The 14151-nt window shown below is 43.0% G+C and carries 11 protein-coding genes, 1 other RNA gene and 1 other annotated feature; of the genes, 10 read left to right on the top strand and 2 right to left on the bottom strand.

Features of this window, described 5'->3' with window-relative positions; genetic code table 11:
- The 4 genes from recJ to dtd all read left to right on the top strand — a co-directional run bounded on the left by recJ (window position 1) and on the right by dtd (window position 5675).
- On the top strand, window positions 1–2325 hold the full coding sequence (gene recJ, locus MHB66_RS12635) for a single-stranded-DNA-specific exonuclease RecJ (protein WP_046311915.1): 2325 nt from the start codon (window positions 1–3) through the stop codon (window positions 2323–2325).
- Between the two features lie 23 nt (window positions 2326–2348).
- Entirely contained in the window at window positions 2349–2861 is a 513-nt protein-coding gene (locus tag MHB66_RS12630; protein WP_034279900.1) for an adenine phosphoribosyltransferase, read from the top strand.
- Window positions 2862–3002: 141 nt separating this feature from the next.
- Window positions 3003–5213 (top strand): bifunctional (p)ppGpp synthetase/guanosine-3',5'-bis(diphosphate) 3'-pyrophosphohydrolase, encoded by a 2211-nt coding sequence (locus MHB66_RS12625; RefSeq protein WP_034279902.1) that lies wholly within the window; start codon window positions 3003–3005, stop codon window positions 5211–5213.
- 18 nt (window positions 5214–5231) lie between these two features.
- Window positions 5232–5675, top strand: a complete 444-nt coding sequence (dtd, locus tag MHB66_RS12620; protein WP_034279904.1) for a D-aminoacyl-tRNA deacylase — start codon at window positions 5232–5234, stop codon at window positions 5673–5675.
- 97 nt (window positions 5676–5772) lie between these two features.
- Here dtd and MHB66_RS12615 read toward each other — a convergent pair whose 3' ends face one another.
- A complete protein-coding gene (locus MHB66_RS12615; RefSeq protein ID WP_046311912.1) occupies window positions 5773–7353 on the bottom strand; it encodes an SH3 domain-containing protein in 1581 nt (526 codons plus the stop codon).
- Between the two features lie 139 nt (window positions 7354–7492).
- Between MHB66_RS12615 and MHB66_RS12610 the strand changes: the two genes are divergently transcribed.
- The 5 genes from MHB66_RS12610 to MHB66_RS12590 all read left to right on the top strand — a co-directional run bounded on the left by MHB66_RS12610 (window position 7493) and on the right by MHB66_RS12590 (window position 12220).
- On the top strand, window positions 7493–7663 hold the full coding sequence (locus tag MHB66_RS12610) for a YrzK family protein (protein WP_003216250.1): 171 nt from the start codon (window positions 7493–7495) through the stop codon (window positions 7661–7663).
- Window positions 7664–7721: 58 nt separating this feature from the next.
- Window positions 7722–7961 (top strand) — a binding site (T-box leader).
- Between the two features lie 73 nt (window positions 7962–8034).
- Window positions 8035–9309 carry a histidine--tRNA ligase gene (gene hisS, locus MHB66_RS12605; RefSeq protein WP_046311910.1) on the top strand — a complete coding sequence of 425 codons (1275 nt, stop codon included), beginning with the start codon at window positions 8035–8037 and terminating at the stop codon, window positions 9307–9309.
- Between the two features lie 18 nt (window positions 9310–9327).
- Complete coding sequence (aspS, locus tag MHB66_RS12600) at window positions 9328–11106, top strand: aspartate--tRNA ligase (protein WP_024423128.1); 1779 nt, start codon at window positions 9328–9330, stop codon at window positions 11104–11106.
- 76 nt (window positions 11107–11182) lie between these two features.
- A non-coding RNA gene (gene ssrS, locus MHB66_RS12595) (6S RNA) lies at window positions 11183–11363 on the top strand.
- A gap of 92 nt (window positions 11364–11455) precedes the next feature.
- Window positions 11456–12220 carry a tRNA threonylcarbamoyladenosine dehydratase gene (locus MHB66_RS12590; RefSeq protein WP_046311906.1) on the top strand — a complete coding sequence of 255 codons (765 nt, stop codon included), beginning with the start codon at window positions 11456–11458 and terminating at the stop codon, window positions 12218–12220.
- Between the two features lie 35 nt (window positions 12221–12255).
- On the opposite strand, the gene MHB66_RS12585 is transcribed toward MHB66_RS12590, so the two are convergent.
- Window positions 12256–13521: a replication-associated recombination protein A gene (locus tag MHB66_RS12585; RefSeq protein WP_025092426.1), complete on the bottom strand. Its 1266-nt coding sequence runs from the start codon at window positions 13519–13521 to the stop codon at window positions 12256–12258.
- A 208-nt stretch (window positions 13522–13729) separates the two neighbouring features.
- Here MHB66_RS12585 and MHB66_RS12580 point away from each other — a divergent pair, with 208 nt between their 5' ends.
- Window positions 13730–14149 (top strand): Rrf2 family transcriptional regulator, encoded by a 420-nt coding sequence (locus MHB66_RS12580; protein WP_024423125.1) that lies wholly within the window; start codon window positions 13730–13732, stop codon window positions 14147–14149.
- Window positions 14150–14151: the final 2 nt, after the last annotated feature.

The raw sequence follows: 14151 nt of genomic DNA, 5'->3' as shown, positions 1-14151 counted from the left end.
ATGTTATTATCCAAAATGCGCTGGGAATATGAACATCCAAGCGAAGAAAAAGTGAAATCACTCTCTGAAAATCTGAATATTTCAGCGCTGACTGCATCGCTTCTCGTAAAAAGAGGAATTGAAGAAGTAGAAGAGGCGAGGTCTTTTTTATTTGATCAAAAAGCCGAATTTCATGATCCATTTCTATTAAAAGGAATGAAAGAAGCAGTAGAGCGCATCAACAAAGCGATCGAAGAGCAGGAATCGATTGTGATCTTCGGAGACTATGATGCAGATGGTGTGACAAGTACGTCTGTACTTTTACATACATTAAAAGAGCGGTCTGCGATAGTAGACTTTTATATTCCAGATCGATTTAAAGAAGGCTATGGGCCTAATGAACAGGCATTTCGATATATCAAGGAGCAAGGAGCATCGCTTGTCATCACGGTCGATACAGGCATTGCTGCTGTAAATGAAGCACGTATTGCAAAAGAAATAGGGTTAGACCTGATCATTACAGATCACCATGAACCAAGTGAGGAGCTGCCTGAGGCACTTGCCATTGTCCATCCTAAGCAGCCTGGCTGTGAGTATCCCTTTAAAGAACTTGCTGGTGTAGGCGTAGCGTTTAAAGTGGCGCATGCACTGCTTGGGAAGCTGCCAGTACAGCTGTTAGATCTTGCAGCAATCGGGACAATCGCGGATCTTGTACCGCTTCATGATGAGAATAGGTGGCTCGCCAAAAAAGGCCTTGTACAGCTTCGGCAGTCGAATAGACCGGGGCTGAAAGCGTTATTGAAAGAAGCGGGAGCCACTCTAGAAGAAGCCAATGAGGAAACGGTCGGCTTTCAAATTGCGCCAAGGCTGAATGCTGTAGGACGAATTGAACAGGCAGATCCTGCCGTTCATCTTCTGATGACTGAGGATAAGGATGAAGCAGAAGAGCTCGCTCGTTTTGTACAGGAACTGAATAAAGAACGTCAAAAGATTGTCAGTACGATCACAGAAGAAGCCATTCAAATGGTGGAAGAGACAGGTGATGACCAGTCTGCGATCGTTGTAGCGAAAGCTGGCTGGAATCCGGGCGTTGTCGGAATTGTTGCCTCTAAATTGACGGATACTTTTTCTCGTCCGGCGATTGTGCTTGGAATAGATGAAGAGACGCAAATGGCAAAAGGATCAGCCCGGAGTATTCCTGGCTTCGATCTGTTTTTCCATCTAAGCAAATGCCGCGACATCCTGCCGCATTTCGGGGGGCACCCGATGGCAGCAGGGATGACACTTCGAGCGGATGATGTCGCTTTACTAAGGGAAAGATTAAATCAATATGCAAATGAAACATTGACGGAAGAAGATTTTATTCCAATACAGCGGGTCGATGCAGTATGCAAGGTAGACGAATTGACGGTTGAAGCGATTGAGGAAGCGGGGATGCTGTCACCATTCGGTATGTCAAACCCAAAACCGTTCATTATGATTGAAGATGCGAAGCTTGAAGATATCCGAACGATTGGGGCAAATCACAACCATATTAAAATGTCTCTGAAAGACGAAGACAAGCTGCTTGACTGTGTCGGTTTTCACCAAGGGAAATTAAAAGAAGAAATTGTTCCAGGAAGCCGCATTTCCGTGATTGGAGAAATGTCCGTCAATGAATGGAATAACCGGAAGAAGCCCCAGCTGATGCTAAAAGATGCACGAGTTGATGAATGGCAGCTGTTTGATCTGCGCGGGAAAAAGGATTGGGAGAAGAAAGTTTCGACGCTTGATTCAGAAAAATCTTTGGTTGTCTGTTTTGATGAAGCAACAAAACAGGACGTCGATATCCCCATTCATCATGTTCATGCAGAAAATGTATCAACGTTTGATGTACAGGGCAAATATGTGGTCTTTGCGGATGTTCCCGCAGATGAGCAATTGCTGAAGCAGCTTTTAGAAAATCAAAAGCCTGCCAGAATTTATACGGTTTTTCAAAGAAAAGAAGATCATTTTATGTCCTCTTTCCCAAGCCGTGACCAATTCAAATGGTTTTATGGGTTCTTGTTTAAACGGGGAAGTTTTCCTATCAAAGAACAAGGAATGGACCTTGCCAAACATAGAGGCTGGACAAAAGATACAATCATTTTTATGACAAAGGTGTTTTTTGAACTCGGTTTTGTTAAAATAGAGAATGGTGTGCTGTCAATAGTACTTGATGCCCCTAAAAAAGATTTAACGGCATCAGCATCCTATACAGCAAAACAACGATTGATGGAACTCGATCAAACACTAACATATTCCTCAGCTAAAGAGCTGAAGGAATGGCTGAATAGCATGATGAGCGAAGTCTCACCTGTGCTTTGACGTACGAGGAGGAAAAGGAAAAGATGGATTTAAAACAATATGTGACAGTTGTACCTGACTACCCAAAGGAAGGTGTACAATTTAAAGATATTACAACGTTAATGGATAAAGGCGAAGTGTACCGTTATGCAACGGATCAAATCGTTGATTACGCGAAGGAAAGAGACATTGATCTCATTGTTGGACCTGAAGCGCGTGGATTCATTATTGGCTGCCCTGTAGCATACGCACTTGGTGTAGGTTTTGCACCGGTTCGTAAAGAAGGAAAGCTTCCTCGTGAAGTCGTTAAAGTCGATTACGGCTTGGAATATGGTAAAGATGTATTAACGATTCATAAAGATGCGATTCGTCCTGGTCAGCGTGTCCTGATTACTGATGACTTACTTGCGACTGGTGGAACAATTGAAGCATCCATTAAGCTTGTAGAGGAATTAGGCGGCGTTGTGGCAGGGATTGCATTTTTGATTGAACTGACGTATCTGGACGGCAGAAAGAAGCTTGACGGCTACGACATCATGACGTTAATGCAATACTAATGGAGTTTTCGTAAAAAGCACTCAGTAAGAAGGGTGCTTTTTTCCTATCAAAAATCTTTTAGCGGACTTCTTCTCTTTACATCTATCGAATTTTTCTTGATAATAAACTACAATACAGTTTTCATTTAAAAAGGTGATTCCATGGCGAACGAACAAGTTTTAACGGCGCAGCAGGTCATTGACAAGGCAAGAGAATACCTGTCCGCTGAACATATTCAATTTATAGAGCGAGCATATGAATATGCTGAAAATGCACACAAGGAGCAATACCGGAAATCTGGTGAGCCCTATATTATCCATCCAATTCAAGTGGCGGGTATTCTTGTTGATCTTGAAATGGACCCATCAACCATTGCAGGCGGTTTCCTGCACGATGTAGTTGAGGATACAGATGTGACATTACAGGATTTAAAAGAGCATTTTAACGAGGAAGTAGCAATGCTTGTTGATGGTGTCACAAAGCTCGGGAAGATTAAATATAAATCACAAGAAGAACAGCAGGCCGAAAACCATCGAAAAATGTTTGTTGCAATGGCGCAGGATATCCGCGTGATCTTGATTAAGCTGGCAGACCGTCTTCATAATATGAGAACGCTCAAGCATCTTCCGCAGGAAAAGCAGCGGAGAATTTCAAATGAAACACTTGAAATCTTTGCACCGCTTGCGCACAGATTAGGGATTTCAAAGATTAAGTGGGAGCTTGAAGATACAGCACTCCGCTATTTAAATCCGCAGCAATATTACCGGATTGTGAATCTGATGAAGCGCAAACGAGCGGAACGAGAGGAATACTTGGACGAGGTTGTCAATGAAGTGAAAGACCGCGTGTCTGAGGTGAACATCAAGGCTGAATTTTCCGGCAGACCAAAACATATCTATAGTATTTATCGCAAAATGGTCTTGCAAAATAAGCAGTTTAATGAAATTTATGATCTGCTTGCCGTTCGTATTTTGGTTGACAGCATTAAAGACTGTTATGCTGTGCTCGGGATTATCCATACATGCTGGAAGCCGATGCCAGGCAGGTTTAAGGATTATATCGCGATGCCAAAGCCGAACATGTACCAGTCTCTTCATACAACGGTGATTGGACCAAAAGGCGATCCGCTTGAAGTTCAGATCCGTACAGTGGAAATGCATGAAATCGCAGAATACGGGATTGCGGCACACTGGGCATACAAAGAAGGCAAAGAGTCAGCAGAATCAACGGAAGAAGCGGTCTTCCAGAAGAAGCTCTCTTGGTTTAGAGAAATTCTTGAATTTCAAAACGAATCCACAGATGCAGAAGAATTTATGGAGTCGTTAAAGATTGATCTTTTCTCTGATATGGTGTTTGTGTTTACGCCAAAAGGAGATGTCATTGAACTGCCGTCGGGTTCAGTTCCGATTGATTTCTCTTACCGGATTCACTCGGAAATTGGGAATAAAACGATCGGTGCCAAGGTCAATGGCAAGATGGTCACGCTCGATCACAAACTAAAAACAGGTGACATTATTGAAATTCTGACATCAAAGCACAGCTACGGGCCAAGTCAGGATTGGGTCAAGCTTGCCCAAACTTCCCAAGCGAAGCACAAGATCAGACAGTTTTTCAAAAAACAGCGCCGTGAAGAAAATGTCGAAAAAGGCCGAGAGCTCGTGGAGAAAGAGATCAAAAACCTTGAGTTTGATGTCAAAGACATTTTGACCGCTGAAAACCTGCAAAAAGTGGCTGACAAATTTAATTTTTCAAACGAAGAGGACATGTATGCAGCAGTTGGATATAACGGCATTACTGCACTGCAGGTCGCCAATCGTTTAACGGAAAAAGAAAGAAAACAAAGAGATCAAGAAGAGCAAGAGAAAACCGTTCAAGAAGTGACGGTGGAGCCAAAGACGTATCACGGGAAAAAACGGGAAGCTGGCGTAAGGGTCAAAGGAATTGATAACCTGCTTGTCCGCTTATCTAAGTGCTGTAATCCTGTTCCTGGCGATAGCATTGTCGGTTTTATTACGAAGGGCCGAGGTGTATCTGTTCACCGCGACGACTGTCCGAACGTGAAGACAGGAGAAGCGCAGGAGCGGTTAATTCCTGTTGAGTGGGAGCATGAGCAGCCTGCTCAAAACCGTAAAGAATACAATGTAGAAATTGAAATATTAGGATATGATAGACGCGGCTTACTCAATGAGGTGCTACAAGCAGTCAACGAAACCAAAACGAACATCTCCTCTGTTTCTGGGAAGTCTGATCGTAACAAAGTGGCGACGATCCATATGGCGATCTTTATCCAAAATATTAATCACTTGCACAAAGTGGTCGAACGCATTAAACAAATCAAAGACATTTACTCTGTTCGCCGATTCATGAATTAGAAAGGAAGTATATCGTCTATGAGGCTTGTTGTGCAGCGTGTGACAAATGCATCTGTGAAGGTAGAAGAAGAGATCACAGGTGCCATCAACGAAGGATATATGGTGCTTGTTGGTGTCACACACGAAGATACAGAAGAAGATGTGCTTTACTTAGCTGAAAAGCTTGCACATTTACGTATTTTTGAAGATGAAAATGGGAAAATGAATCGTTCATTATTGGACATAAAAGGAAGCGTTCTGTCTGTATCACAATTTACCCTATATGGTGATACGAGAAAGGGCAGACGGCCGAATTTTATGAAAGCCGCCAAGCCGGATGCAGCCAACTCGCTTTATGAATGTTTCAATAAAACCCTTAGAGAAAAAGGCATCCATGTCGAAACTGGCCGTTTTGGTGCGATGATGGACGTGACATTGACCAATTCAGGACCAGTCACGATCTTGATGGACAGCAAAGAATAGATTCTCTTTAGACTGTAGATGAACTCGTGCGGGAGTTTGTTTAGAGTCTTTTTCTTTTGCGGATAAACAAAAAAGAGGCGCAGCGGCCTCTTTCTTTTTAACGGAAATATTGTTTTAATCCTTCAGTCATTCCTTCTGTGACTCGTTCTTGGTAAGAGGCGCTATAAATGATCGCTTCCTCCTGAGGATTGCTTAAATACCCGAGTTCATATAAAAGGGAAGGGCGTTTGTTTTCTCTTAAAACAAAGTAATCTCCGAATTTGACACCCTTATCAGGGATTTGAGAGCGTTTTGCAACTTCTGAATGAACGCTTGACGCTAATTGCTGATCTTTTGCTGCTTGATAATAATACGCTGTACTTCCTCTAACACTTTGATCCATAAAACTATCGTAATGAAGACTAATAAATGCATCTGCATTTCGGTAATGAGATGTTGCCACCCTTGATTGAAGGCTGATAAAGGTATCATCACTTCTTGTTAAATATACATTTGCACCAGAAGCCCTTAATTTGCCTGCCAGTAAATTGGCGGTTTTGATGGTGATGTTCTTTTCAAAAGCACCATCTGCGCCGATTGTGCCGCTGTCTTTTCCGCCATGACCAGGATCAAGAACAATCGTTTTCCCTTTTAAAGAACCAGTTCCAGACGATGAATCCTGCTGAGGTCTTGGCGCGTCGCTGCTATTTTTCTTCGTTTGAACGACCCAGCTCGCCACATAGCCAGTTCCGCCGTTTGATAGTGTCACCTCGTACCAGTCACCTTGCGTCCGAACGATTTGATAGGCAGCTCCTTTTGTTGCTCTTTCTGCAATCCCAGCAGAGGTAGAAGCGCTTTTTCGAATATTGGTGCCATCATAGACAATGTACGCTTTTTGTTCAGAAGTCGAAGAGGATGAACTCTTTTCAGGTGCAGAGCCTGCTCCTTTGCCTGTGACAATGTAATAGCTTGCAACCCAGCCTTTTACGCCTTTCCCCTCAATTTCATACCAGCCGTTCTGCTCTCGCAAAATGGTGATCTGTGTGTTGCGGGCAAGTGAAGCGACGACTTGTGCATTTGGTGCGGCCGATTGCCTTACATTCAAGCTCGATACGCCAACTGTGCCTGTCTGGTTAGAGCGAGAGGACTCGCCGGAGCTTGATTGAGAAGTTTTCTGCCCCCCTGAAACATAATCAGAGTGAACCCAGCCTTCTGCTTGTTTATACGAAATTTTCGTCCATTCGCCGCTTGTCTCGAGCTTTTTAGCGGTAGCACCTTGCGGGAAAGTACCAATCACTTGATAGGAAGTCCCGGGGCCTGTCCGGATGCGAAGGTCGGAAGCTGTTGATGTAATTGTACTGCCTCCAGCCGTGCTTTGACCTTGCGTCTTTGGCTTCGCGGATTTTTGAGCGCCGGATGATGTGGTAATCAGCCATGAGACGACCCAGCCTTTTTGTCCGTTTGATAATTGGATCTGCACCCATTCTCCTTGTTCAGTGAGAATGGGATAGCTTTCGCCGCGTTTTACAACAGCTGCAATTCCATAGCTTAAACCAGGGCCCGTTCTCACATTGATTTCATCTGTTGCGACAACAGCTTGATCTGTTTGTGCTGTAGCATGTGTCATAGGCAAAGAACTCGCGATGAGAACAAAACAAGTAAGCAGCATCATCATTTGATTGTGTTTTTTCAGATTCAAAACGGTGTTTTCCCCTCCCTTGTAAAACCGATGAATGTTAATTCGTTATGTAGTGGATGAATTCCTTGCAGTTTCCCTAATAAAAATGAATCAATCTGTTTATACTAAATAAAAATGTGATATAAAAGGATGTACAAACATGAGATTAAGCAGAAAATTAGGACGAGTGCAATATAATGGACATCGTGATATCGACCGCTGGCAGCACGACGAAATGGATCAGCCAGGCTTCCTTGAAGAGACCGCATCTGAATACGGATGTACGTCAAAAGAAGAGCTGGAAAAGAAAAAGAGGCACGGCAAGGGTTGACAGAGTGGCAGCACCGACCTTATTATAATATAAATCAACACACTTGAAAATTTAAAATGTGGAACTGATGATAGAGAATAGTAGGGTAAATTGCGTGAGCAGAGAGGAATCGCCTTAGGCTGAAAGCGAATCCGCATGGCATTTATCACGAAAGAACACTCTGTAGGTTTCCTGCTGAACGCTCTAAAAATGAGTCAATAGGCGGAGAACGTGAATCTGCGTTAAGGATTTGAGCGGGAACATGGCTGGATCATGTTCCAACTAGGGTGGCACCACGGGTATAACTCTCGTCCCTACTATACACATAGTAGAGGCGGGGGTTTTTTATATGTCCACATAAAAAATGAATGATGGTCGTAGGAGGACGAAAAATGAGTTTTAATATTCCAAGAGGCACACAGGATATTTTACCTGGAGAGTCAGAACGCTGGCAGTATGTTGAACAAATTGCGAGAGATACATGTGCAGCCTTTCAATACAAAGAAATCCGCACACCGATTTTTGAGCATACAGAGCTGTTTGCACGGGGAGTAGGCGAATCAACTGATATCGTTCAAAAAGAGATGTACACATTTGAAGATAAAAAAGGACGCAGCATCACACTTCGTCCAGAGGGAACAGCTTCAACCGTCCGTTCTTATGTTGAAAATAAATTGTTTGCACAGCCTGCTCAGCCAACAAAGCTGTATTACATCGGACCAATGTTCCGCTATGAACGTCCGCAAACAGGAAGATATCGTCAATTTTATCAATTTGGGATAGAAGCGATTGGTTCCAAAGATCCTGCCATTGATGCTGAGGTCATTTCGCTTGCGATGAGTGTGTATGAGAAAGCAGGTCTTTCCAACTTAAAGCTCGTCATTAACAGCCTTGGTGACAAAGAGAGCCGTGCAGACTACCGCAAAGCACTGGTCGAGCACTTTGAGCCAAGAATTGAGGAATTCTGTCACGACTGTCAAACGCGTTTACATCAAAATCCGCTTCGTATTCTTGATTGTAAAAAGGATCGTGATCATGAATTGATGGCAACAGCTCCATCCATTCAAGATTTCTTAAATGAAGAATCGCGGACTTATTTTGAAAAGGTTAAACAATACTTATCGGATATAGGCATTGAGTATGTCGTTGATCCAAATTTAGTACGCGGTCTTGATTACTACAATCACACAGCATTTGAGATCATGAGTAATGCAGAAGGCTTTGGTGCGATTACAACATTAGCCGGCGGCGGCCGTTATGATGGGCTCGTTGAAGGAATTGGCGGTCCTGAATCACCAGGTATCGGATTTGCGATGAGTATTGAGCGTTTCTTATCTGCGATCGATGCTGAAGGAATTGAGCTTCCTCTGCAAGATGGTATTGATCTATACATTGCTGCTCTCGGAGATGAAGCGAAGGATTATTCTGTTTCATTATTAAACCGTCTGAGAAAAGAAGGTATCTCAAGTGAAATGGACTATACAGGGAAGAAACTAAAAGGACAATTTAAAGCGGCTGATCGATTAAAAGCCAAATTTATTGCAGTTCTTGGTGAAGATGAGCTTGCGCAGCAAATTGTGAATGTGAAAGATACGACAACGGGTGAACAAATTGAAGTGAAGCTTGATGAGCTGATTCAAATGTTGAAGGCCCACCAGAAAGCGTAAAGAAGGAGTGGAATGTTTGTGTTTGGTAGAACTTTTTATTGTGGAGAAGTAACAGAAGACCAAATCGGTCAGTCAGTTGTATTAAAAGGATGGGTTCAAAAAAGGCGTGACCTAGGCGGATTAATCTTTATTGATTTGCGCGACCGTACAGGGATTGTACAAGTTGTCTTCAATCCAGACCTATCAAAAGAGGCGCTTGAGACAGCAGAATCAATTCGTAATGAATATGTCCTTGATATTAAAGGAACGGTTGTTGCAAGAGAAGAAGCAACGATCAACCCAAATTTAAAAACGGGCAAAATTGAAATTCAAGTCGAAACGGTCACCGTTTTAAATGAAGCGAAGACTCCTCCTTTTGTGATTTCAGATCAAGCAGATGAGGTATCAGAAGATGTTCGTTTAAAATATCGTTACCTGGATCTTCGCCGCCCTGCAATGTTTGAAACAATGAAAATGCGACATGAAGTTACAAAAGCATTCCGCCATTTCTTGGACGACAACGGCTTTCTAGACATTGAAACACCAATTTTAACGAAAAGTACCCCAGAAGGTGCGCGTGACTATCTTGTTCCAAGCCGTGTACACGAGGGAGAATTTTATGCACTGCCTCAATCTCCGCAATTATTTAAACAATTGCTGATGGTTTCTGGAATGGACCGTTATTATCAAATTGCCCGCTGTTTTAGAGATGAAGACTTGCGTGCTGACCGTCAGCCGGAATTTACACAAGTCGATATTGAAATGTCCTTTATGAGTCAAGAGGACATCATGACGCTTGCTGAAGAGATGATGGCGAAGGTGATGAAAGATGTCAAAGGTGTAGACCTTACATTGCCATTACCTCGTATGACATACGATGAAGCGATGAATTCTTATGGATCTGATAAGCCGGATACACGCTTTGAGATGAAGCTAGTGAACATTTCAGACACGGTAAAAGACTCCGATTTCAAAGTGTTTAGCGGAGCTGTGAAAAATGGTGGAGCTGTGAAAGCGATCAATGTAAAAGGGGCTGCAGCGAACTACTCAAGAAAAGACATTGATGCACTTGGTGCATTTGCAGCGAACTACGGTGCAAAAGGTCTAGCTTGGCTAAAAGCAGAAGGGACTGAATTAAAAGGTCCGATCGCTAAATTCTTTGATGAAGCAAAGCAAGCTGAATTAAAAGAACAGCTGCAAGTTGAAGAAGGCGACCTTTTACTTTTTGTTGCAGATAAGACGTCTGTTGTCCATGATGCGCTTGGTGCACTTCGCTTAAAACTTGGTAAAGAGCTTGAACTGATCGATGAGTCTGTATTCAATTTCTTATGGGTTGTCGATTGGCCGCTGCTTGAAAAAGATGAAGAAGAAGGCCGCTTCTATGCTGCCCATCATCCATTCACAATGCCAGTTCGCGATGATCTTGAATTAATTGAAACAAGCCCGGAAGACATGAAGGCACAGGCTTACGATCTTGTGCTGAATGGCTACGAGCTTGGCGGAGGTTCTATTCGTATTTTCGAAAAGGACATTCAAGAAAAAATGTTTGGCTTACTTGGTTTTTCAAAAGAAGAAGCTTACGAACAATTTGGCTTCCTGCTGGATGCGTTTGAGCATGGTGTTCCTCCGCATGGCGGAATCGCGCTGGGTCTTGACCGTTTAGTGATGCTGCTTGCAGGCCGCTCTAACTTAAGAGATACGATTGCATTCCCAAAAACGGCAAGTGCGAGCTGCGTTCTCACAGATGCCCCTGGCCATGTAAGCGAGGCGCAGCTTGATGAGCTGAGTTTAGCGATTAAAACAAAAGTAAAACAGTAAAATAGGCGCATGTTTATAGGTATGTAAACGCTTGAAAAAGAAATATGCCTATGATATGCTTTCATCAATAATAAATAAAGTCCTGATACGTACGGTGGTTACCTAGTTTTGACCGAACATTTTTTTATACGGGAGCTTGCCTTTCCTTTCTGCATAAATGCCTCTTTAGAGGACTTATAAAGTCAGGAAGAAAGCACCCACCTGCATGGTGCGGGGTTCAAAACGAAGGAAATGCTGGCGGCGTCATCGGGACTTTTTTGTGTTTTTTTCTTTTAGAGAAGGATGACGGAGAAGTCTGAATATGATATGATTCTTTCGATTCATTTTAAATAAAGGTGGAGTGAGGCACTTGTTACATCAGTTTTCAAGAAACGAGCTTGCCATTGGCAAGGAAGGCTTAAATATACTAAAAAACAGTACAGTTGCAGTGCTTGGTGTGGGCGGCGTTGGTTCATTCGCAGTAGAGGCACTCGCTCGTTCAGGCGTTGGCCGTATTGTTCTTGTTGATAAAGATGATATTGATATTACAAATGTAAATCGTCAGCTTCCAGCATTGCTATCAACAGTTGGCCAGCCAAAGGTTGACTTAATGCAGGCGAGAATCGCTGATATTAATCCAGAATGTGAAGTTGTTGCGCTGAAGATGTTTTATACAGAGGAAACATACGAGCAATTTTTTGAGCATCCGCTTGATTACGTCATTGATGCCTCAGATACCATTCACTATAAAATTCATTTAATGAAAGAGTGTCTGAAACGAGGTGTGAACATCATTTCAAGTATGGGAGCTGCGAACAAAACAGATCCGACACGCTTCAAAATTGATGATATTTCAAAAACGCATACCGATCCTATAGCAAAAGTTGTGAGAACACGTCTGCGTAAGGAAGGGATTCGTAAAGGAATTGAAGTCATTTTCTCTGATGAAAGTCCGATTGTTATTCGTGAAGATGTCAGAAAAGAAGTTGGAAATGATGAAGCGAAGATTCGCAAGGCACAAATGCCGCCATCATCCAATGCATTCGTTCCGTCTGTTGCCGGACTGATCATGGGTGGTCATGTCATTATGAAGCTTTTAAAAGATATTCCAATTACACGTGTGAAGGATAAATAAACAGCCCGCCTGCTATAACATGCAGGGGGCTTTTCTTATTTCTGGCGTTTTAAATTTTCATAGACCTGTTTCAATGCACCTTCAAATTTTCCGGTTTGTTTCGGTACATAGTATTGCTTGTTTTTCAACGGATCAGGTAAATATTGCTGCTTCACCCAGCCGTTTTCGTAATCATGCGGGTATAAGTAATCGACGCCTCTTCCAAGTGCTGTGGCGCCTTTGTAGTGAGCATCTTTTAAATGAACTGGAACTTCTCCAATTTTCCCTGTACGAATGTCACCAAGTGCCGCATCAATCGCCTTATATGCCGAATTAGACTTAGGAGAAAGACACAGCTCAATCACTGCGTTCGCCAGTGGAATTCGTGCTTCTGGGAAACCGATTCTTTCTGCTGTTTGTACTGCGCTTAACACGCGGGGGCCTGCCTGCGGACTGGCTAAGCCAATGTCCTCGTAAGCCATCACGAGTAATCTCCTTGTAATGCTTTCAAGGTCTCCTGCTTCGATCAGTCTGGCAAGGTAATGCAGCGCCGCATCTGTATCAGATCCCCTAATGGATTTTTGAAAAGCCGAGAGGACATCATAATGAGCATCACCATTCTTGTCATGTGAGAAGCTCTTTTTTTGTAAACATTCTTCTGCTGCGGCAAGAGTGATTGTGATATGCCCTGTCTCATCAGCTTTTGTCGATAGGACAGCGAGCTCGAGTGCATTTAAAGCAGAACGCACGTCTCCTCCGCATCCATTGGCAAAATGATTCATCGCTTCATCGTCCACTGTCACCTCATAGCCGCCAAGCCCTCGATGCTCATCCTGTAAGGCTCTTGTTAACGCAGCTTTGATTTGCTCTGTTTCAAGCGGCTTCAGCTCGAATATTTGTGTCCGGCTTCGAATGGCAGGATTGATCGCATGGTAGGGATTAGCCGTCGTTGCCCCAATTAAAATGATCATGCCATTTTCTAAATAAGGAAGAAGAAAATCCTGCTTTCCTTTATCAAGCCGGTGGACTTCGTCTAAAATAAGGATCACCTGGCCGCTCATTTTCGCTTCAGCGGCAACAGCTTCCATATCCTTTTTGTTATGAATGACCGCATTCAGCGTTCGAAAAGCAATACTTGTACTGCCAGCAATCGCGGTTGCAATCGATGTTTTGCCGATGCCTGGCGGTCCGTATAAAATCATCGAGGATAAATGTTTTGCCTCGACCATTCGCCTAATAATTTGACCTTCTCCAACAAGATGCTCCTGCCCAATAATGTCTTCAATATGACTTGGGCGCATCCGGTACGCTAAAGGTTTCATAATTATCTCTCCTATAGCAATGTCTTGTTTGTATAGAGTACCGAAATTTCTTCAAATAGAAAAGAGATTCGTCCTTCTATCATGCTCAGAACCCGTAAATGAAAGTTGGCTGAAAGTATGATATAATTGCTTCTGGTCTATATATCGGCGTATATGAAATCAGAAAAATAATTGATGACATAGAATAGAAAACGCAGAGGTGTTTAACTTGAAAATATCAACTAAAGGCAGATATGGTCTGACGATCATGATCGAATTAGCCAAAAAACATGGCGAAGGCCCTACATCATTAAAATCAATCGCTCAAAACAATGATTTGTCTGAGCATTATTTAGAGCAGCTTGTATCACCACTCCGCAATGCCCGTCTTGTAAAAAGTATCCGCGGAGCGTATGGCGGCTATGTTCTTGCACATGAACCAAACGAGATCACAGCAGGTGATATTATTCGTGTATTAGAAGGACCCATTAGTCCTGTTGAAGTCATCGAAAACGAAGAACCAGCAAAGCGTGAACTATGGATTCGTATTCGTGATGCAGTAAAAGACGTACTAGACAATACAACTCTTGAAGACTTGGCAAGCTACACAGATGACGGGGATCAAGACTCGTATATGTTCTATATTTAGAT

The organism is Bacillus sp. FSL L8-0167, from assembly GCF_038630295.1.
Classification (GTDB): Bacteria; Bacillota; Bacilli; order Bacillales; family Bacillaceae; genus Bacillus; species Bacillus safensis.
This window is presented reverse-complemented; position numbering and strand designations above follow the sequence as displayed.

Coding starts and splice junctions, on each gene's coding strand:
- recJ (WP_046311915.1), top strand. CDS start 1: ATGTTATTATCCAAAATGCGCTGGGAATATGAACATCCAAGCGAAGAA.
- MHB66_RS12630 (WP_034279900.1), top strand. CDS start 2,349: ATGGATTTAAAACAATATGTGACAGTTGTACCTGACTACCCAAAGGAA.
- MHB66_RS12625 (WP_034279902.1), top strand. CDS start 3,003: ATGGCGAACGAACAAGTTTTAACGGCGCAGCAGGTCATTGACAAGGCA.
- dtd (WP_034279904.1), top strand. CDS start 5,232: ATGAGGCTTGTTGTGCAGCGTGTGACAAATGCATCTGTGAAGGTAGAA.
- MHB66_RS12610 (WP_003216250.1), top strand. CDS start 7,493: ATGAGATTAAGCAGAAAATTAGGACGAGTGCAATATAATGGACATCGT.
- hisS (WP_046311910.1), top strand. CDS start 8,035: ATGAGTTTTAATATTCCAAGAGGCACACAGGATATTTTACCTGGAGAG.
- MHB66_RS12585 (WP_025092426.1), bottom strand. CDS start 13,521: ATGAAACCTTTAGCGTACCGGATGCGCCCAAGTCATATTGAAGACATT.